Raw genomic sequence first — 19,991 nt, 5'->3', positions numbered from 1 at the left:
CGCAGCCCAGCGGGAGCAAGCTCCCTCGCCACAGGTTGAATGCTCATTGTCCAACCGGCTCCGTTGCGGGCACCGCCTTGATCACCGCCCTGGGCGTTTGCAAGCTCACCGGCGCGGCGCCCGGAATCGCCCGGGCCGAGGCCGGCAGTTGCGGCGCCTGGACGTCCGGCAGTGCCCAGCTGCGCTCCGGTTGCAACAGGCCCTGGGCGCGGCGCATGAAGTCGTAGCGATTGAGGGTGATGCCGCGCCCCGCCGCCGTGTCGCGGATGATATAGGGCCGCAGGAACACCATCAGGTTGGTCTTGGTGACCTGCCGCCGTTCGTTGCGAAACAGCGCGCCGATCCCGGGAATGGTCGACAGCCACGGCACCGCGTCGTTGCTCTGGCTGTAACCATCCTGCAGCAGCCCGCCCAGGACCATGATCTGCCCGTCGTCGAGCAGGATGCTGGTGTCGATGGCGCGCTTGTTGGTGACGATGCCCGTGGTACTCGAAGCGCGGTTGTCGACACTGCTGACTTCCTGATAGATATCGAGCTTGACCGTCCCGCCTTCGGAAATCTGTGGCCGGACGTTGAGCTTCAAGCCCACCTCCTCACGGGTCACGGTCTGGAATGGGTTGTTGCTGGTACCGCCCCCGCCGGTGACGTAGCTGCCGCTGACGAACGGAATGGTCTGGCCAACGAAAATGCTCGCCGCTTCGTTGTCCAGGGTCAGCAGGTTCGGCGTCGACAGCACGTTGGTGCCGCCCTTGCTCTTCAAGGCCCGGGCCAGGACCTTGAGGTCGAGGATCTTGCCGATGCCGGGAATGTCCACGGTGCCGTTGACCAAGCCCAGGTTCAGGCCCTGGGGCAACACGTCGATGCTGGTCTTGCCATTGAGGTTGAGCCCCGTGCCGCCGAGATTGACCCCGCCGATCACGCCGCTGCCGCCAAGGTTGCCGGTCTGCCATTGCACACCGAATTCGCTTGCGTCGTCCTCGCCGACCTCGACGATCAGGCTCTCGATCACCACTTGGGCGCGACGCTGGTCCAGCAGGTCGATGACCTCCCGCAGGTTGCGGTACAGCGGGTCCGGCGCGGAGATCAGCAAGGTGTTGGTGGTGGCGTCGGCCTGGATGGTCACGCCGCCGGCGCTGAAGGCGGTGCCCTGCTCACTGTTCGTCGACGTCGTGCTGGGGGAGCCGTTGCTGCCCTGGGCGTAGCCGTTGCCGCTGCTCGACACACTGCCGCTGGTGGTGCTGCTGGTGCCGTCGCCACTGCTGCCCTGCCCGCCCTGGCCGTTGGTGCTGGCGCCCATGCCGCTGAGCACCGAGCGCGAGTTGTCGTTGCCCTCGCCTTCGCTTTCCCCGGTGAGCAAGCCGCGCAGGGCCTGGGCCAGTTTGCCGGCCTGGGCGTTGCGCAGGTACACCACGTGCAGGTTGCTCGGGTTGTTCTGGGCGTTGTCGAGTTTGTAGATCAGGTTGCGCGCCAGCTCCGTACGCTCGGGGCTGCCGGCGCGAATGATGATGGAGTTGGAGCGCGGGTCGCCGATCACATTGATCTTCTGGGTCTGGTCGCCGCCCTGGGTTTCCAGCAGGTCAGAGACCATTTGCGCGATGTCGACGGCGATGCCGTTGTGCACCGGCACCACATCGGTGTCGATGGCGCTTGGGGTGTCGATGCCTTCGATGAGCTGCGCCACCCGCGACAGGTTCTCCGCGTAATCGGTGACGACAATGGTGTTGTTGCCCGGGTAGGCATTGATCGGGTTGTTCGGCGACACGATCGGCCGCAACACCGGGATCAGGTTCACGGCGTTTTCGTATTGCAGGCGGAAGGTGCGGGTCAGCATGCCGTTGCCGGCCGGTTTGTCGGCGCTGTAGATCGGCCCACCCAGCAGCTTGGCATCCGCCTCCGGCACCACCTGGGCCACACCGCCGACGTCGACCACGCTGAAGCCTTGCATGCGCAGCGCGGCCAGCAGCATGTCGTAGGCCTGGTGGGCCGGGACCTGGCCCTCGGAGACCAGCGTCAGGTTGCCCTTGACCCGCGGGTCCACCAGGAACTGTTGGCCGGTGGAACGGGACAAGGCCCGCACCACCGCCTGGATGTCCGCCTCGACGAAATTCAGCGTCACCGGTTGATCCCCCAGGGGCGTGCGCGCCGACGCATTGCCGCGCGGCTCTCGGGCACGGGCGGTGAGGTCGACTTGATGCCGCACCGCCGGCTTGCGTTCACGCCCGTCCTGGGCCCGCTGGCGATCGAGCAATGCATCGCCGCTGCGCTGGGTACTTCCCAACGGAATCCCCAGTTCGCTGTCCACCAGCAACGGTGGCTGCGACGCGGGCGGCGTACTGTTGCAGGCACTCAACGCCAGCAACAACAGCGGTGCAGCCTTGCGCCAATGACGTGGGTATCGGGCCCCTTTCATGAAGCTTCCTTAGCGCTCTGCGCCTGATCCATGCGAACGGTTCCGGACAAGGTGCCGGCGCTGTTGTCGTGGTTGTCGAGGGTGTCGGTATTGGCCGGGACGGAACGCTGCAAACGAGCCTCGATCACCTCCAGGGAGAATTGCCGTGGGTTACCCAGTAGCCAACTGATGACCGCCTCCGCCGGGGCCTGGTCGAACGTAAGCTGCCAGGCACCGGGGCCCTCGGACATTTGCAATTGGTAGTGCTGGCTCAAGCCGCTGGCGTCCAGGCTCTGGCGCAAGGCGGCTTCGAGGGGCTGGTCTTGGGCAGGCCCCGCGACGTCACGCAACAGCACCTCAAGGGCTTCGGTCTGTGAGCGCAGCTTCGGGGTTTCGGCTTGCCAATAGGCGATGGTCTTCAGCGGCGGCTGGATCAGTGCGAGCCAGACCAGACAGCCACCCAGCACCAGCGCAGCCAGGGCCACGGCGGCTTGTTCGCGGGCGGCAAGCCCCTGCCAGAACGTGCGCAATTGCGTGCGAAAGGTTTGCCAACGGACCCGTGCCAGGGCCAGGGAGTGCTTATTCATCGTCGGCTTCCGGGGTTTCGTCGGGGGCGTCCTGGCCCGCTGGAGCCACGCGTAGGACCCAGCCCTGGTCGACGGCGGCGATGTCGATGCCGGCCTGGGCCAGGGGGATTTTCCAATCATCGTCGGCGGCGGGCTTCTGCGCCTCGGCCACGACATTCAGGCGCAACTCACCGTTCTCGAACGCCAGCGCCTGGACATTGCCGCTCATGAACGGCATGGCGCTGCCCGCCTGCTGCACCAGGCTGGCAAAGCGTTGGGCCGGGTCAGTCGCCGCGCCGCTCTGGCGCGCTGCGATTTGCTGGCGCGCCTGCTGCAGCGGGTTGAGAATCACCGGCAATTCGGGAAACGCCTGCTTCACCCGCTGGCTCATCTGCGCCTTGAGCCGTTGGCCCTGGGCCGCTTCGCGGGCGGCGTAGAGGTTCAGCCCGACCACCCACACCGCCAGCGCTGTCGCGCAGATTGCCGCCGCCCGCCCCCAACCACCGCGCTCGGCCGCGCTGCGGGAAAGGCCGGCATGCAAGCCCCAACCCGGCACAGGGCCAATCCAGCGTTGGCTGTCAGCCAAGGGGTCGAGGGAAGATTGCGGTGGAACTTTGCCCACCCAATGCAGCCCGCTCCCCATTTCCAGGAGCCACTCGTCCAGCGCCTCCTCCTGCAACGGTTGCACCACGGCGTGCTGCAGGCCATGGCGCACCAGCAGATGATCGTCCTCGATACAGGCCACCGGCCCCGGCAGCACCGGCAAGGCGTAGGCCGCCGGGTAGAGGCCACTTAGCTTCAAACCGGCCTGCTGCACCAGCCGCCCCAGGTGGGCGAGGGATTCACGGTCCAGCCAGGCGATCTGCACCTGCCCGTCGACGTCACGCGGACCGTGGGCCACCTGCATCTGTTCGCTGGCACCGAGCATCAAGGCCTGGGCCGCGCACGTCACCGCTGCGGTGATCTTGGCCGCCGGCAACAGCGGCAACTCCAGGCGGGTCAGCAAGCTGTCGCGGGGATGAAGGAAGCATTCCACTGATAGATTTTTACTGCCCTGGCCCAACGCCCGCAGGCTGCTTTGGCCTTGCTCGCGGACCTGGCCCTGGCGATCCAGCCAGGCAAACGCCACCACACTGTCGAGATCCAGGCTGCCCAGCGGCGCCAGGCCAATGCGCAAGCGGGTCATACGCCCACCCTTGACCAGATCACCTGGGGCAAGCGGTCCTCGCTGCGTTGTAGCAACGCCTCCAGTTCGACCCGGCGCTGACCACTGCGCGCCTGGCCCCGCAGGCGAAACCAGTCGCTGGTGATACCGACCTTGACGTTGGCGGTGTCCAATTCGGGCATGCGCAGGCGATTGACGAAATCCCCGCGGTTGATAAACCAATGGCCACCGTCGCGTTCCCTGACCAGCGCCTCGGCCCGTTGCAGCGACAGCCCCGGCACGTACGCGGCCAACACCGGGGCGCTGGCGGTGTTGCCGTTGATCCAGGTGTTGGCCGGCAAGATCGTCACGTACGGCGCCAGGGTGTCCAGCAACCGAGGGGTGACGCCCTTGACGCTGCGCAAGTCTTGCAAGGTGCGCAGCATCGGGCGCGTTGGTGAAAGCGGCTTGTTGGCGGCCAACGGCGACGTTTCGCGGCCGCTGTCGAAGGTATTGCCCTGTGGTGCCTGGTCCGACCGCTGCGGATTCAACAAGCGCGGATACGCCTCGACCACCCGTTCGACGATGCGCGTACGGACCGTCGCGGCCACACCCAACTGCTGGCACAGGCGTTCGAACGCTTGCACTTGTTCCTCGTCCACGCGCTCATTGGCGACGAGGTTGCGCAGGTTGAACTTGCCTTGTTCGTCTTCCAACTGGCCTTCGAACGGCATGTCGATTTGATCCGAACCCGGCATCACGATGGGTTTCGCCCAAGGTTGGCCGAAACGCGTCAGGGGATCGCGCTGACGAGCGTCCCAGAGCAGTTGGCGACTCAGTTGCAAACCGCCCTGCAAGCGCGCCGTACCCTGGACGCGCAACTGCTCCGCTTCCAGGCTGCGGGTGAACAGGGTCTGGCGGGTCAACATGCCCCCGGCGATCACCGCCACCACAGCGGCGATCAGCAAGGCACTGATCACCGCCATGCCGCGCTGCTTCGCCGCGAGGGGCGAATCCGTTCGCATCACGGCCCTTATAACTGCCAGGAGCCAATGTCGGCATTCACGCCGTCGCCGTCAGGCTGGCCGTCGGCCCCCAGGGAAAATATATCGACTTCACCGTTGGCACCGGGGTTGAGGTAGTTGTAGGGGCGTCCCCACGGATCATTGGGCAAGCGTTCGAGGTAGGAGCGCCAGGTGCCGTTTTTCGCATCGGTCGGTTTCTCCACCAATACCTTGAGGCCCTGGTTCATGTTCGGGTAACTGCCGTGGTCCAGGCGGTACAACTTCAAGGCTTGCATCAGGCCGCCAATGTCCTGTTTCGCCGCCGTTGCCCGCGCCTGGTCGGGACGGTCAAGCACCTTGGGCACCACCATCGCCGCCAGGATGCCGAGGATCACCACCACGACCATGATTTCGATCAGGGTGAAACCCAACTGCCCGCGAGGGCCTTGGGAACGGGCGTTGTAACGGGCGATCTGCATCTCGACGGTCCTTCGCTGGATTCGATTCGAGGCGCAGTGTTGCAAGAAAATATGTCAGTGATATTGAAATTGCTCAGGAGCTTGCGTCGTCAATCGGTCACGAACGCCGGCTAGCCTTGAAGGCTGCCCTCGCCCTCGAGCCCGCGCCATGCCACGCCCTGCTCCGCAAGCCGGCTTCACCCTGATCGAAGTGCTGGTGGCCCTGGCGATCATCGCCGTGGCCATGTCGGCCGCCGTGCGCGTGGCCGCCGTGATGACCCAGAGCAACGGTTTGCTGCGAGACAAGTCCATCGCCCTGCTCACCGCCCGCGGCCAACTGGCACAACTGCGTCTGGAAGGCGGTTTTGCCCCGGGCTCGAAAGTGTTCGAGTGCGACCAGGGGCGCTTGCTGCTGCGCTGCGAACAGACCCTGCGGCCGGCGGAAAACGGCCGGTTGCTGCGGGTTGAACTGAGCGTGTCGGACCGCACGCGTGAAGCACCGCCGTTGGCGCGGTTGGAGACGTTGGTCAGCCGGGAGAAATAAGGAGAGGCAATGCGATCCCCTGTGGCGAGGGAGCTTGCTCCCGCTGGGCCGGTCCGACGCCTCGGGCGAAGCGGCCCCAAGATCCTGCGGTCGCTGCGCAACCGAGCGGGAGCAAGCTCCCTCGCCACAGGTCAGCGCTGGTTTTCGGGATGGGTCAGCGAGGGCAAACTCACTGAATCCGGCAACCGCGCCAGGATTAGCCGGGTCTGTTCGTTGCCGCGTTCGATGACCACCGCCTGCGCCTCGATCGCCACCAAGCGTACCCCTTGGGCCACGCGCTCACCCACCAGGAAACTGCGCGGCGGTCCGTCGTTGAGGCTGAGGATCGCCACGGAAGCGTGGCTGCCGGCCATCACGCCGCTGACCTTGATGTCCACCGGTGCCGGTTGGTTGGAGAACCATTGCAGCGCCGGGTTATCGGAACGCTCGGCCATGCGTTGCGGGGCGACGTCCGGCGTGCGCGACTCGGCCGACGTGAGCAGCAGCGACGACCAGGTCGCCACCCCGGCCAACGCCGCCAACAAGCCCACGGCCTGGACGATTTGCGCCGGGGACACACGCTCGATGAACGCCATGGCCTGAATCTCCTTGTCTTGATTCCAGCTTGCAGCGTACGCGGCAATTCTCTCCGTTTTATTTCACATCCTTATCATCTTCGCCGTGCAGGATGAGGCTCACGCAAAGGAGCGCCCATGAACCTCGGCAAGCAACGCGGTTTCACCCTGATCGAACTGATGGTCGTGCTGGTGATTGTCGGCATCGCCAGCGCCGCCGTAAGCCTGAGCATCAAGCCGGACCCGTTGAAATTGCTACGCCAGGATGGCGAACGACTGGTGCAGCTGTTGCAACTGGCCCAGACCGAAGCCCGAACCGACGGGCGGCCGATTACCTGGCGCTGGGACGCCAAGGGCTTTGGCTTCAGTCGCCGCGCGGATCAAGGCACTGGGGCCGATCGCTTCGAGGACGACCCGCAACTGCGTCGACGGCGCTGGCAGAGCCCGTCGATGGAGGTTCGCGTGGAGCCCAGGCAGCGGGTCGTGCTGAATGCCGAATGGATCGGCGAGCCCTTGCAGATCCGTTTGTCGGACGGCCAGAACAGTCTCACTGTGCAACGCAGTGCCGCCGGGCGGGTGCAACTCCAATGAGCGCGCGGGAGACCGGCTTCACCTTGCTGGAAGTGATGGTGGCGATCCTGCTGATGGCGGTGGTCAGCCTGATCGCCTGGCGCGGGCTGGACAGCGTGACTCGGGCCGACAGCCATTTGCAGGCCAGCACCGAGCAGACCGAAGCGTTGCTGCGCGTATTGAATCAACTGGAGCGCGACGTTGACCTGCGCGCCAGCATCGAGCTGAGTGAACCGGTCAAACCCGGCGTCGACGACGAGCCCTCCACCGCCCCTCCCGCCCTCACCGTGCGCAGCACCGAGGGTCGGGGCTTTCGCCTGGATGTGATCCGCGTGGCTGCGGCCCAGGAAGGCGAGTTGCAACGGGTGCGCTGGTGGCTCAAGGGCGACACGCTTTACCGCGCCCAAGGCCAGGCCCGCAATCGCTACCCCCTGCCCGCACCCGGCCCGGGCGTGGCGGTGCTCAGCGACGTCAGCGACGCCGGGCTGCGGTACTGGGACACGGAAAAAGGCTGGCGCAAACTCAGCGGCAACCGCCAGGAAAACCCCGCGGGCATCGAGATCAGCCTGACTCGCCAGACGCCTCAGGGCGTAGAAAAATATCGACAGGTGCTTGGACCGCTGGAGTAGGTAGTTATTGGACCCTAGCACTGGTCCTTGTGGGAGCGGGCTTGCTCGCGAAGAGGCCTGTAGGCTCGACATCAATGTCGACTGTGATGCCGCCTTCGCGAGCAAGCCCGCTCCCACAGGGTTATTGGGTGATCTCAAGCCCTGGGCACAACACAAATCCACTGTGGGAGCGAGCTTGCTCGCGATGAGGCCCGCCCAGGCACCGCGAGGCTCAGCTCAGCACCACCACCCCACCCGGCAATTCGGTGCATTTGGCGCCATAGGCATCGCGGATCAACAGCGCCACGCCCGCCAGTTGGTCGAGGCGAAAGCGTGCCTGGACCTTGCGCTGGCCCAACTCGCGGTTGAGCAGCAGCAACATGCCGGGGCGATAGCGGTTGATTTCATCGATGACGCTGGCCAGGGTCGCGTCGTTGAACACCAAGACCTGCTCACGCCAGGCAACGGCCGCCGACACATCGGCACGCTCGGGAGTGCCCACCTGGCGCGGGTCATAGGTCAACTGCATGCCCGGCTCCAAACGAAACCGCTGGCCTTGCACCTCGACCTGCACCACGCCCTCCAGGCAAGTCGCACAGACGCTCTGGTCGGTGTAGCGGATGTTGAAGCGTGCCCGGGCGGCGCTGATCCAACCGGCGCCGGCCTGGACGCTGACCACCTGGGCACTGCGCCCCTGCACTTCAATCTCGCCACTGAGCAATTCCAACCCTTGCCCGCCATCGGCCAGCGAACGGTGACTGAGGCGAGTCTGGGTATTGAGTTCCAGGCTGACGCCCTCGGCCAGTTCCACCCGGCGCTGTTCGCCGACGTCGGTGATGTAGTCGGCCCCCAGCCCGGAGACACCGCCGGGCACCGTGGCGCGGATCAACAGGAATGCCGCCGATGCAGCGATTGCCCCACCCAACAACGCCCGCCGGCCGAAATGCCGGGGCGCCTGCAATGCGGTGGCGGCGGGTTGCAGCCCCTGCCACAACGCCTTGGCCTGCTCAAAAGCCCGCGCATGCTCGGGGCTTTGCCCGCACCATTGGCGCAAGGCCCTGGCATCGGCCACGGTGGCACGTCCCGAGGTCAGCAGGATCAGCCAATCTCGGGCCTCGCTGGCCAATCGGGCCTGGGGCGTGGCGTCAGGGGAAGCGATGCTGAAGATGTTCAAGCGCACACACACTCATGAAAGGGTCGGGTCTCTACTCTCAAGACGGTTTTCCCGCGCCGGGACCGAACCGCTGAATAACTTTTCTTTCCAGGCGCAGGGCGCAATGCCCCAGCGCCGCCTTGATTTCCTTCTCCACCATACGGGTGGAGATACCGAAGCGCTGGGAGATTTCCAAGTGCGGCGCTTCTTCCAGGCGGGCGGCGATGAAAATCCTGCGACGCCGCGCCGGCAGTTCGTACAAGGCCTTGAGCAACGTCTGCAACTCCTTCTGCCCACCCACCACCCGTGCCGGGTCCAATGCTTCATCCGAGACCTGCAGCAACTCCTCGATTTCATCCCCCGTGAGCAAGCGTGCATCGGCCTGCCGACGGTCAGCGGCAATGTTCAGGGCCATGCGATACAAATAGGCATTGGGCTGGGCGATGTCCGACGTGTCGACCATGCGATCGACCCGCAGGTAGGTTTCATGCAGCACATCGTTGGCCAGCTCCTCGGAACCCAGGCGCCGGCGCAAGCGCACCCGGAAATCCTCATAGGAGGTGAGGAACAGCTTCACCAACGGGCTGCGGCCGATGTCTTTCATCGCCCGGGCACCCCTTCCCCTGTTGTGCATTCCATGCTTCTTCCTGATGAGTCGGGTAACAAAAGCAGGGTCACCGGCTGGCGAAGCGAACTGGGCGCCGGGCGGTCGATCCTGAGGTTCTGCAAGCTATCGACCAAGGCCTTATCCCGCATCAGGTCGCCCGTGGAACTGACCAGGCGGCTGTGCTGGACCACGCCGTCCCGGCCGATCCACATTTGCAGCACCGCCCGGAAACTGCCCGGGCGGGTCAACGGTGAACCACATAAATTGCGCTGTATGACCGTCTGGATGGCGGCTGCGTAATTGCTGTCGCCCAAGCCCGGGGTAACGCCGGCAGGCAACGGCACCTCGCGGACCCGCACCGGCTGCAACGTAAACGCATCCGCCCGGGCATAATGCGCCGCCAGCCCGGTGCCGCTGAGCAACACCCGCAACCCTTCGGAAGGCGTGAACCGCCCCCGCACGCCCAGCGTATGGCGCTGGTCCGATAGCTGCTGGTCAACCAGCACGGCCATGCCGGTAAAACGACTGAACTGTTCCAGCGCCGTGGTCAATTCCTGGGGCGCGATATCCAGCTCTACCCAGTCGACTGCCTGGGCCGGCGCACTCAGCAGACACAGCAACACCACCAGCCACCCCAAGGGCGCCCCGGTCAATCCACGTCCTCGTCCGCCCTCGGCTCTGCCCTGCTGCACGACTGACGTATCCGTTGAAAATCGTCATCCTGAGGGGTGTTTATGAATGTCGTATGACAACTGATACAAATCCTCCAGGCCGCACTAGACTGATGCCCTGACAACGAACCGTCTTGCATGGCGGACCAGGAGGTCGGTGATGAAACAGTGGACGAAAACGGCGGCAGGCCTCGGGTTGCTCTTGGCCCTGCCCTGGGCCCAGGGCGAAGAAGCGCCGGGCTGTATCGAGGTGACTGTCGGTGGCTACAAGACGCCCGACTACAACTGCCTGAGCCGGCAGATGGGTAATGACCCCGAGGCCGCAACCGCAGCGCAACGGGCCCAGGAGGCCATGAACGTGCCAGTCAACGAACGCGCGCCGAACAGCGTCGGCCTGGCGACCCCGGCGGCCACGGGGGTGCGCATGGGCAATACGTTTGGCACCTCGGTCAAGCCCCAGCGGCCGCCGGTGCCGGCCAACACCTCACCGCTGCCCAAATAACGACACTGCTTTTTGTGGCGAGGGAGCTTGCTCCCGCTGGGCTGCGAAGCGGCCCCAAGATTTTGCGGTCGCTGCGCAACCGAGCGGGAGCAAGCTCCCTCGCCACAGGGATCACTTCAGAGCCTGATCCAGATAGTCAGCCCCCCGGGCTCTGGCGAAAACTCACCGCCAGCCGGTTCCAGCTGTTGATGGTGCTGATCGCCAGGGTCAGGTCCACCAGTTCCTCCTCGCTGAAGCAGGCCCGGGCCTGGGCGTAGACGTCGTCGGGGACTTGGCTTTGCGCCAACAGCGTCACCGCCTCGGTCCAGGCCAGGCCGGCCCGTTCGCGGGCCGTGAAGAAACCGCTGTCGCGCCATACCGCCACCGCGTAGAGCCGCCGTTCGGTCTCGCCCTGGCGTCGCGCCTCCACCGAATGCATGTCGGTGCAGAAGGCGCAGCCATTGAGTTGCGAAGCGCGGATCTTGATCAGGTGCAGCAGCGCCGGTTCGATACTCAGGCGACTGGTCAGGGCTTCCAGGCCGATCATGGCCCTCATCGCCCCGGGGGATGCAGCGTAGTAATCCAGACGCGGGCTCATGGCGGGCTCCGTGGCGTTCGAGCGTTCCACGGTAGGCCCTGGGGTCGGTCAATGACAGGTCCAATTCGGCGAAAAAACCGCAGACAAGTCCAATCGACGGGATTTTCCCCACGCAACTTCTACGCAATCGCACAATGCGGGTAACCTTGCACTTTTGACGCTGGCCGCCGACCAATCGCCCAGGAGCTTGCGGGTATGGAACTTCATGTTGTCATCAACGGCCGCAAGGACCTGTCGGGCCAGTTGTATCAACAATTGCGCAGTGCCATCGAGAGCGGCCGCCTGGCCGCCGGCACCCAGCTGCCGCCCAGTCGCCTGCTGGCCGAGCAACTGGGTGTTTCGCGCAAGACCGTTTCCGACACCTACGCCCAACTGACCTACGAAAACTTCCTCACTGGCATTATCGGCAAAGGCACCTACGTCAATGCGCGGCCCGCCAAAGTGGTACGCAAGCAAAGCCACCGCGAACTGGCCGGTGCCGATGTCGTCGAGGCCTGGCGCACCATGCCCGACCTGATGCGCCATCCCACCCTCGAAGGTGCGCTGCGCTACGACTTCATCGGTGGCGCCACCGGCAAGGGCCAGTTTCCGCTGGACGACTGGCGGCGCTGCACCGCCCACGCGCTGCGCCAGATCGCCAGCGCCAAGGGCTTCTACAGCCAGCCCGAAGGCCTGCCGGCGCTGCGCAATGCCATTGCCCGGCATATCGCGTTTTCCCGCGGGGTCAATTGCCAGGACGAAGACGTCGTGGTGTGCAACGGCGCGCAGCAAGCCCTGGACTTGATCTCGCGGGTGTTGACCCGTCCCGGCAGCCTGGTGGCCATGGAAGACCCCGGCTATCCGCCGGCGCGGTTGCTGTTTGGCTCCCAGGGCGCCACGGTGGCCGGGGTGCCGGTGGACGAACAAGGCCTGCGGGTGGACCTGATCCCCGACGGCACGCGGTTGATCTACGTGACCCCTTCCCACCAGTTTCCCCTGGGCATGCCCATGAGCCAGGCCCGTCGCGAGGCTTTGCTGGCGCGGGCCTATGAGTTGGGGGCGATCATCATCGAAGACGACTACGACAGCGAATTCCGCTACGAAGGGCGGCCCGCCGATTCGTTGCAGAGCCTGGATGAACGCGGGATCGTGGCGTACGTCGGCACCTTCTCCAAGACCCTGTTGCCGGAACTGCGGCTCGGCTACGCGATCCTGCCGCCGGCGATCCTTGAAGCGGTGATCCTGGCCAAGCGCCTCACCGACCAGCACACCTCCACCCTGCCCCAGTGGGCGTTGGCGAAGTTCATCGCCGAAGGCTGCCTGCTCAAGCACATCCGTCGCTGCCACACCCTGTATGCCGGGCGCCGCGAGCGGATCCTGGCGCGCATGGCCGGGGACTTATCACCCTGGTTCGAGGCCGTGCCGACCACCGCGGGTTTTCATATGGCGGTGTTGTGCAAGGTGCCGATGGACCTGGCGCTGGTGATCGAGCTGGCGAAAAAAGCCGAGGTCGGGCTCTACAGCCTCGAGGGTTTTTTCAATGATGTGCCTGTGCGACCGGGCCTGTTCTTCGGTTTCGGTGCGATCGAAACCCTGGACATCGATGTCGCCCTGGACCGTTTGCGCGACATTCTGCAGCAGGTGGCTTGAGAATTGGACTGGGCATTTATCCGCCCATTGGCTGTTTGAGCCTTGCGCCGCCAGGCCTATCCTGCACGGGTGTCATTGATCGTGAATAACCACCGTCCGACTTGATTCAGGAGCCTGAACAATGTCTCGCCAAGTGATCAATACCGTACAGGTGCAAGCCGCCGCCGGTCGCTCGGAAGAACTGGGCCGGCAATTGCAGCAAATCGTCGAGACCTTGCGCGCCCTGCCCGGCTGCGATGCCTATCTGGTCGACCGTTGCCCCGACGATGGCGACCGCTGGAACGTCAGTGCCCGCTGGCAATCGGAAGCGGCCATGCAAGCCCACTTCAACTGTCCTGAAGTGCAAGGTTTCATCAGCCTGATCGACAACCGCCTGGCTCGAAGCGTGGATTTCAATAGTTTTCCGATTGTCTGAGACCACGAATCTATTCCTGCCAAGCACTTCACCCTGTGGCGAGGGAGCTTGCTCCCGCTCGGCTGCGCAGCAGACGCAAGACTGTGATAGAACGCGCCGCCTGTTCTGGGGCGGCTTCGCCACCCAGCGGGAGCAAGCTCCCTCGCCACAAGAGCTCCATCGGCCAATGGCTTCATCGACCCAGCCAATTGGTCTACCCACCTTCCGAAAGATTGGACGTTTGCTTGCCCCGCCTCGGGGCTTAGGGTGACCCATCGCCGCGACAGCGCGAAATCACTCGAAACCAAATAGGCCATCCCCATGAAAACACTCTATCTGCTCGCCGCCCTCAGCCTGCTGCCCATTACCCAGGCCTACGCCCACGAAACCGCGCCTTCGGAGAAGGTCACGGTGTTGCAGGAGCAAATGCTGAAAAATGTTCCAGGTAAAAAAGCCATGATGCTGACCGTCAACTACGCCCCCGGCCAAGCGTCCATTGCCCACAAGCACGAGGGCACGGCCATGGCCTATGTACTCGAAGGCGCCATCACTTCCCAGGTCAAGGGCGAGGCGGCGAAGACCTACAAAGCCGGGGAATTCTGGTATGAAGCGGCGGGTTCCGAGCACCTGGTGTCGAAAAACGCCAGCGCGAGCCAACCGGCTAAATTGCTGGTGTTCATGGTGATGGGCGAGGATGAGGCGGTGTTGATTCCGTTGAAAAACTAACTCACCTAGACGCAGTCCCCCTTGTGGGAGCGGGCTTGCTCGCGAAAGCGGTTTCCCTGACTAAGCTTTGTTGACTGACCCACCGCTTTCGCGAGCAAGCCCGCTCCCACAGGGGCCCACAGTGGATCCTAAAAACAAAAAAAGCCCCGCATCTCTCAATGCGGGGCTTTTTCATTCAACGTCGGATCAGTTGGCCGTCACGACCGCCTGACCACTCATTGCCACGTCCAGCAGCTCGCGGTTGGCGACCGCGTACATGGCGTAGTCGGTACCGCTGGCGGCACGGATGTCCACCAGCATGGCACGCCACCGCTCGACCATTTCGTGGTGCTGCTCCAGCCACAGTGCCAGGCGCGTTTCCACGTCCTGGGCGCCATCGCCCTCTTGCAGGACCGAGATGGTGATCGCCCGCTGTTGCCAGTCGACATCATCACGGAACGCTTCACGGGCCAGTGCCTGCCAGTTGTTTTCCACCGGCAGTGCGCTGATCTGTTGCAGGTACCAGGTGATGTCCAGGGCGCTGCCCACGGCGAAGTAAGCCTTGGCCACATCGGCGGCGTTCTGACCGGTAACGTCGGCAGCCTCGATGATCGGCAGCAAGGTGTACAGGTGCGTCGTGCCGGCAACCATGCGCGCCAGCAACTCCGGCACGCCGGCGGCCACGTAGGCCTGGTAGCGGGTCTGCCAGCCTTCGCGGGTCGGACCTTCCAGCAGTTCGTCGAGCTTGAGGCCCAACGCGGCCAGGTGCGGACCGAAGTGAGCGACGTCACGGGCAGCGTTCTGCTCGTTGCGGCGGCTGCGCAGGAACCAGCGCGTGGCGCGACGGCCCAGGCGCATCAGCTCGTCCATCAGCTCCAGTTGCACGTCGGCCGAGACCTGGTGGTCCAAGGCTTCAATCTGGCGGAACCAGTGCGGGAGATGGAAGATGTCCCGAACGATCACATAGGCACCGGCCACGTTCGCCGGGCTCATGCCCGTCGATTCTTTCAACCGCTGGACGAAGGTGATGCCCATGTGGTTGACCAGGTCGTTGGCGATCTGGGTGCTGACGATCTCACGCTTCAGGCGATGGCGACGCATGGCTTCGGAGAACTTGCTCACCAGCGTTGGTGGGAAAGCCGTCTCCATGTCACGGGTCAGGTAGTCATCGTCCGGCACCAGGGAGTTGAGCAGCGCTTCCTTGAGGTCGATCTTGCTGTAGGAGATCAGCACCGACAGTTCGGCACGGGTCAGGCCATGGCCCGCCGCGACACGTTCGGCCAGTTGCTCTTCCGTCGGCAGGAACTCGATGGCACGGTCCAGCTTGCCCCGGGCTTCCAGGTCGTTCATCAGGCGCTTGTATTCGGCGATCCGCACGAAGGCGCGGCGTGCCGCCAGGGACAGGGCCTGGGTCTGCTTGTAGTTGTTGCCCAACACCAGGCCACCGACTTCGTCGGTCATGCTCGCCAGCAACTGGTTGCGTTGCTTGTCGGTCATGTCGCCGGCCTGCACCACTTCGTTGAGCAGGATCTTGATGTTCACTTCGTGGTCGGAGCAGTCCACGCCACCGGCGTTGTCGATGAAGTCGGTGTTGGAACCGCCGCCATTGAGGCCGAACTCGACGCGACCCAGTTGGGTCATGCCCAGGTTGCCGCCCTCGCCCACGACCTTGCAGCGCAGTTCGTTGCCGTTCACGCGCAGCGCGTCGTTGGCCTTGTCGCCGACATCGGCGTGGCTTTCGCTGCTGGCCTTGACGTAGGTACCGATACCGCCGTTCCACAACAGGTCCACCGGCGCCTTGAGCAAGGCGTTCAGCAGTTCGGTCGGGGTCAGTTTGTCGGCCTTGATGTCGAAGCGCTCTTTCATCTGTGGCGAAATCGCGATGCTCTTCGCGCTGCGCGAGAAGATACCGCCGCCTTCGGACATGATGCTGGCGTCGTAGTCGGTCCAGGCCGAACGCGGCAGGTCGAACAGGCGCTGGCGCTCGGCAAAGCTGCTGGCCGGCTCCGGGTTCGGGTCGATGAAGATGTGCAGGTGGTTGAAGGCCGCGACCAGTTGCAGCTTATCGGACATCAACAAGCCGTTGCCGAACACGTCGCCGGCCATGTCGCCGACGCCCACCACGGTGATGCTGTCTTCCTGGACGTTAATGCCGCGCTCGCGGAAGTGACGTTGCACACCGACCCACGCGCCCTTGGCGGTGATGCCCATTTTCTTGTGGTCGTAGCCGGCCGAACCGCCGGAGGCGAACGCATCGCCGAGCCAGAAGCCGTAGTCGATGGCGATGCCGTTGGCGATGTCGGAGAAGGTCGCAGTGCCCTTGTCCGCCGCCACCACCAGGTACGGGTCATCGTCGTCATGGCGCACGACGTTGGCCGGCGGTACCAGCGCGCCGTCCTTCAGGTTGTCGGTGATGTCCAACAGGCCCGAGATGAAGATGCGGTAGCAGGCGATGCCCTCGGCCGCGATCTCGTCCCGGCTGCCGCCCAGTGGCAGGCGACGCGGCAGGAAGCCGCCCTTGGCGCCCACCGGCACGATCACCGAGTTCTTCACTTGCTGGGCTTTTACCAGGCCCAGCACTTCGGTGCGGTAGTCTTCTTCACGGTCGGACCAGCGCAGGCCACCGCGGGCAACGTTGCCGAAGCGCAGGTGCACGCCTTCGACCCGTGGCGAGTAGACGAAGATTTCGAACTTCGGCACCGGCTTCGGCAGTTCCGGGATCAAGTGCGGGTTGAACTTGAAGCTGAAGTAGGACTTGTTCTGGCCGTTGGCGTCGGTCTGGTAGAAGTTGGTCCGCAGGGTCGCCTTGATCAGGTCCAGGTAACGACGCAGGATGCGGTCTTCGTTGAGTACCTGCACCTCGTCGAGGGCCGAGAGGATCGCTTGCTCCAGGCGTAGCTGCTTGTCTTCCAGGTCATCGCCGCTGAGCTTGCGCGCCAGATAGAAGCGGGTCTTGAACAACCGGGTCAACTCGCGCGCGATGTCGGTGTGGTTGTTCAGGGTGCTGGCGATGTAACCCAGGTCGAAGCCCAGGCGGATCTGCTTCAGGTAACGAGCGTAGGCACGCAGCAATGCCACGTCGCGCCATGGCAGGCCGGCGGTCAGCACCAGGCGGTTGAACGCATCGTTCTCGGCATCGCCACGCACGATGTGGACGAAGGCGTCCTGCAAGGTGTCGTTGAGTTGCTGGATGTCGAGGTCCAGGCCTTCGGCGGCGGTGAAGGCGAAATCATGAATCCAGAATTCGCGGCCGTTGGTGTGGCGCAGGCGGTACGGGAATTCACCCAGCACGCGCAGGCCGAGGTTTTCCAGGATCGGCAGCACGTCGGACAGCGCCAGCGGCGTGTCGGCGTGATACAGCTTGCAGTGCAGCTCGCGCTGGCCGGAAACCTGGCCCAGCGGCTGGTAGAAGCTCATCACCAGCGGATTCTTTTCGTTCAGGCTCAGCAGGTGCTGCATGTCGACCACGGCCGAATGCGCGGCAAAGCGCTCGCGGTAGCCGGCCGGGAAGCCTTTCGGGAAATCCGACAGCACGTTGGTGCCCTGGGCTTCGCCGAAACTCTCGATGACCAGGCTGGCGTAGTCGTCCTTCCAGCTGCGGCAGGCCTGCACGACTTCTTTTTCCAGCAGCAACGGGTCGATGTCGATGCGGTTCTTCGGGTCCACCCGCAGGATCAACTGCACGCGAGCCAGTACGGACTCGGAGAAGAAGGTCCAGAACTCGCAGTCCGAGGCCTTCAGGCGATCCATCAGCACTTGCTGGATCTTCTGGCGCACTTCGGTGGAGTAGATATCACGCGGCACGTAGGCCAGGCAGTAGCAGAAACGGCCGTACGGGTCTTTGCGCAGGAACACGCGGATCTTGTTGCGTTCCTGGATCTGCACGATGGACATGACGGTGCTGAACAGCTCGTCCACCGGGGTCTGGAACAGGTCGTCGCGAGGCAGCACTTCGACCACCTGGGCCAGTTCCTTGCCCAGGTGCGCCTTGGCCTGGAAGCCCGAGCGACGCTCGATTTCCGCGACCTTGCGGCGGATGTACGGGATGACCCGCACGCTCTCGCCATACACCGAAGAGGTGTACAGGCCCATGAAGCGGCATTCCTTGATGACCTTGCCGTTGGCGTCGATTTCACGGATCGACACGTAGTCCGGGTAGGCCGGACGGTGCACGCGGCTCGGGTGCGCGGCCTTGGCGAACGACAGCGGCGTCGGTTCGCGCAGGTAGTTGACGGCGTAGTCTTCGATGCGCAGGTCCTCGGCGGTCAGGCCGGCGCGCAGCAACTTGGTCAGGCCGAGGAACGAATCGGGGTTGTACTCGATGTGGCCGCCATCGGCCTCGTCGCGCACCACGAACTCTTCGTAGCCCAGGAAGGTGAAGTGGTTACCCACCAGCCACTCCAGGAAGCTCTTGATCTCGCTCTTTTCATCAGCGTCGATGGCGTAAGCGCTGCTGTCCAGGCTGTCGAGGATTTCCTGGACCTTGGCTTTCATCGGTTCGAAATCGGCCACGGCCACGCGCACTTCGCCCAGCACTTGCTCAAGTTCCTTGCTCAGGACGTTGAGTTCGGCGGCGTTGGCGCAGCGGTCGATTTCCAGGTACATCAGCGACTCTTGCAGCACGTCGTCGCCCTGGGTGCCCTTCGGCAGGATCTCCAGCAACTCGCCCTTGCTGCCGCGACGCACGCTCAGGACGGTGGTTTGCAGGGTATGGATGCTGTAGCCGCGACGGTTCAGCTCGGTGCGGACCGAGTCCACCAGGAACGGCAGGTCGTGGTGCAACACTTCCACGGCGGTGTGGGTCGACTGCCAGCCGTGGCGTTCGTAATCGGGGTTGTAGACGCGCACCTGCGGTTGCGTGTGGTCGAAGCGCTCAAGCAGGCGCCAGGCAGACAGGGTGCAGCCGGCGAGGTCGGACAACCGGCGCTGGGTAAGTTCATCGAGGGAAATGATGCCGAAGAATTGTTCAGCGAACAGCGCCACTTGTGGCAGTGCCTGTTCACTGATGTGCTGCGCCAGTGCCGCTTGCAGTTGGTGCTGGAAGTCGGCTTTGCTGGCTGCGGTGAAGAACGCCATCTGTGGTACTCCGCTTGGGCTTGTTATTGATGGTAGCGTCGCGTGCAACCCCTTTCGGGGCCGTCGGCCATCCCGTTCCTGATTCTCGGGCAGAGGAAACAGGATGACAGGTGGGTGAAGCTGGACAGGACCCGCAGGTCACATCCTTTTCCATGTAATTTCATGTCATGGACACCTGCAAAAATCACCCCGGGTGGACTTTGCAGGTGCACATCCGTTGCGCAGCTTAACGAGTGCGACATCCTGCCTGCTTGCAGCGCTGCGACATATTCGGTCATCGGCTAGCTAAACAGCCGGTGCGCACCGAACAACCCTAGCAGGCTGGGGACCAAACGGCACCCCGAGGCGGTAAACCAGCAGAAAATCCTTCAGGCTGGCAAAATCCACTTTTTGCACCCCGCCGGTGCACTCGATCCTGGAGCATCACCATGCAAATGACCACCGCCCTTCTGATCACCAACCCGTGCGACGACGAAGAAGACAACATGGCCATGCTCTGCTGCCACAGCGCCCAGGGCGAAATGTTCCTGATGACGCGCTACCCCGACGAAGACGAACTGGAAATCGCCCTGGATGGAGAGCCTTCGACCCTGGACGGCGTCAAGGTCACGCTCAGCCCGACCCGCCTGCTGATTGAGATTGCCCCGGCGGATGCCGATGCGTTGAATGGCGACGATGTGCTGGAGATCATCCACGGCACCGATGCGGCGGACCTGGCGGAAGTGGAACTGACGTTGCAGAACATCCTCAAGGGGACGGGGACCTATATAAGCCAGCTCTGAGATCCGGACACGAACACGCTCCTGTGGCATCAGCCACCCCTGATCCAAAGGCACCCCG

19 protein-coding genes are annotated in these 19,991 nt (G+C 64.0%); 8 read left to right on the top strand and 11 right to left on the bottom strand.

Annotated elements, in window-relative coordinates; all coding sequences use genetic code 11:
* Window positions 1-43 precede the first annotated feature (43 nt).
* Genes gspD through gspG form a run of 5 tightly spaced genes read right to left on the bottom strand, consistent with a single transcriptional unit; the run spans window position 44 to window position 5,582 of the window.
* On the bottom strand, window positions 44-2,410 hold the full coding sequence (gene gspD / locus HU767_RS03815) for a type II secretion system secretin GspD (protein WP_186704915.1): 2,367 nt from the start codon (window positions 2,408-2,410) through the stop codon (window positions 44-46).
* Window positions 2,407-2,976 (bottom strand): type II secretion system protein GspM, encoded by a 570-nt coding sequence (gene gspM, locus HU767_RS03810; protein ID WP_186728560.1) that lies wholly within the window; start codon window positions 2,974-2,976, stop codon window positions 2,407-2,409. Before gspM ends, gspD begins: the two co-directional genes overlap by 4 nt.
* Window positions 2,969-4,141, bottom strand: coding sequence for a type II secretion system protein GspL (gene gspL, locus HU767_RS03805; protein ID WP_186728559.1), 1,173 nt, complete (start codon window positions 4,139-4,141; stop codon window positions 2,969-2,971). The genes gspM and gspL overlap by 8 nt, the downstream gene beginning before the upstream one ends.
* Window positions 4,138-5,124, bottom strand: a complete 987-nt coding sequence (gene gspK, locus HU767_RS03800) for a type II secretion system minor pseudopilin GspK (protein WP_186728558.1) — start codon at window positions 5,122-5,124, stop codon at window positions 4,138-4,140. Before gspK ends, gspL begins: the two co-directional genes overlap by 4 nt.
* 8 nt (window positions 5,125-5,132) lie before the next feature.
* The gene (gspG, locus tag HU767_RS03795) at window positions 5,133-5,582 is read right to left on the bottom strand and encodes a type II secretion system major pseudopilin GspG (RefSeq protein ID WP_186728557.1); all 450 of its coding nucleotides are present in this window, start codon (window positions 5,580-5,582) and stop codon (window positions 5,133-5,135) included.
* Window positions 5,583-5,730: 148 nt separating this feature from the next.
* Here gspG and gspI point away from each other — a divergent pair, with 148 nt between their 5' ends.
* Window positions 5,731-6,105, top strand: a complete 375-nt coding sequence (gene gspI, locus HU767_RS03790; RefSeq protein ID WP_186728556.1) for a type II secretion system minor pseudopilin GspI — start codon at window positions 5,731-5,733, stop codon at window positions 6,103-6,105.
* Between the two features lie 131 nt (window positions 6,106-6,236).
* On the opposite strand, the gene HU767_RS03785 is transcribed toward gspI, so the two are convergent.
* Window positions 6,237-6,680, bottom strand: coding sequence for a type II secretion system protein N (locus tag HU767_RS03785; protein WP_186728555.1), 444 nt, complete (start codon window positions 6,678-6,680; stop codon window positions 6,237-6,239).
* Window positions 6,681-6,797: 117 nt separating this feature from the next.
* On the opposite strand from HU767_RS03785, the gene gspH reads away from it, so the two are divergent.
* Together gspH and HU767_RS03775 are read left to right on the top strand one after the other, a co-directional pair.
* On the top strand, window positions 6,798-7,250 hold the full coding sequence (gene gspH / locus HU767_RS03780) for a type II secretion system minor pseudopilin GspH (protein ID WP_186704908.1): 453 nt from the start codon (window positions 6,798-6,800) through the stop codon (window positions 7,248-7,250).
* Entirely contained in the window at window positions 7,247-7,858 is a 612-nt protein-coding gene (locus tag HU767_RS03775; protein ID WP_186728554.1) for a type II secretion system protein GspJ, read from the top strand. Before gspH ends, HU767_RS03775 begins: the two co-directional genes overlap by 4 nt.
* A 211-nt stretch (window positions 7,859-8,069) precedes the next feature.
* On the opposite strand, the gene HU767_RS03770 is transcribed toward HU767_RS03775, so the two are convergent.
* Genes HU767_RS03770 through HU767_RS03760 form a run of 3 tightly spaced genes read right to left on the bottom strand, consistent with a single transcriptional unit; the run spans window position 8,070 to window position 10,223 of the window.
* Window positions 8,070-9,011: a FecR domain-containing protein gene (locus tag HU767_RS03770; protein WP_186704981.1), complete on the bottom strand. Its 942-nt coding sequence runs from the start codon at window positions 9,009-9,011 to the stop codon at window positions 8,070-8,072.
* A 37-nt stretch (window positions 9,012-9,048) separates the two neighbouring features.
* Window positions 9,049-9,594: a sigma-70 family RNA polymerase sigma factor gene (locus HU767_RS03765; protein ID WP_053119708.1), complete on the bottom strand. Its 546-nt coding sequence runs from the start codon at window positions 9,592-9,594 to the stop codon at window positions 9,049-9,051.
* A complete protein-coding gene (locus tag HU767_RS03760; protein WP_186704980.1) occupies window positions 9,591-10,223 on the bottom strand; it encodes a secretin and TonB N-terminal domain-containing protein in 633 nt (210 codons plus the stop codon). The genes HU767_RS03765 and HU767_RS03760 overlap by 4 nt, the downstream gene beginning before the upstream one ends.
* Before the next feature lie 205 nt (window positions 10,224-10,428).
* On the opposite strand from HU767_RS03760, the gene HU767_RS03755 reads away from it, so the two are divergent.
* A complete protein-coding gene (locus HU767_RS03755) occupies window positions 10,429-10,770 on the top strand; it encodes a hypothetical protein (protein ID WP_186728553.1) in 342 nt (113 codons plus the stop codon).
* A gap of 136 nt (window positions 10,771-10,906) precedes the next feature.
* Here HU767_RS03755 and HU767_RS03750 read toward each other — a convergent pair whose 3' ends face one another.
* Complete coding sequence (locus tag HU767_RS03750) at window positions 10,907-11,347, bottom strand: carboxymuconolactone decarboxylase family protein (protein WP_186704905.1); 441 nt, start codon at window positions 11,345-11,347, stop codon at window positions 10,907-10,909.
* A 195-nt stretch (window positions 11,348-11,542) separates the two neighbouring features.
* Between HU767_RS03750 and HU767_RS03745 the strand changes: the two genes are divergently transcribed.
* From HU767_RS03745 to HU767_RS03735, 3 genes are all read left to right on the top strand, one after another.
* Window positions 11,543-12,976, top strand: coding sequence for a PLP-dependent aminotransferase family protein (locus tag HU767_RS03745; RefSeq protein ID WP_186728552.1), 1,434 nt, complete (start codon window positions 11,543-11,545; stop codon window positions 12,974-12,976).
* 121 nt (window positions 12,977-13,097) lie between these two features.
* Window positions 13,098-13,391: an antibiotic biosynthesis monooxygenase family protein gene (locus HU767_RS03740; RefSeq protein WP_122566412.1), complete on the top strand. Its 294-nt coding sequence runs from the start codon at window positions 13,098-13,100 to the stop codon at window positions 13,389-13,391.
* Window positions 13,392-13,691: 300 nt separating this feature from the next.
* A complete protein-coding gene (locus tag HU767_RS03735) occupies window positions 13,692-14,096 on the top strand; it encodes a cupin domain-containing protein (protein WP_186728551.1) in 405 nt (134 codons plus the stop codon).
* Between the two features lie 186 nt (window positions 14,097-14,282).
* Here the strand turns inward: HU767_RS03735 and HU767_RS03730 are convergent, their stop codons facing one another.
* Window positions 14,283-19,151 (bottom strand): NAD-glutamate dehydrogenase, encoded by a 4,869-nt coding sequence (locus tag HU767_RS03730; protein ID WP_186728550.1) that lies wholly within the window; start codon window positions 19,149-19,151, stop codon window positions 14,283-14,285.
* Window positions 19,152-19,579: 428 nt separating this feature from the next.
* On the opposite strand from HU767_RS03730, the gene HU767_RS03725 reads away from it, so the two are divergent.
* Window positions 19,580-19,933: a hypothetical protein gene (locus HU767_RS03725; RefSeq protein ID WP_186728549.1), complete on the top strand. Its 354-nt coding sequence runs from the start codon at window positions 19,580-19,582 to the stop codon at window positions 19,931-19,933.
* The last annotated feature ends 58 nt before the right edge of the window (window positions 19,934-19,991 follow it).

It is taken from the genome of Pseudomonas sp. SWRI179 (assembly GCF_014268705.1).
GTDB classification, from domain to species: Bacteria; Pseudomonadota; Gammaproteobacteria; order Pseudomonadales; family Pseudomonadaceae; genus Aquipseudomonas; species Aquipseudomonas zanjanensis.
Note: the sequence above shows the minus strand (reverse complement) of the source record. Positions and strands in the feature narration are given on the sequence as shown.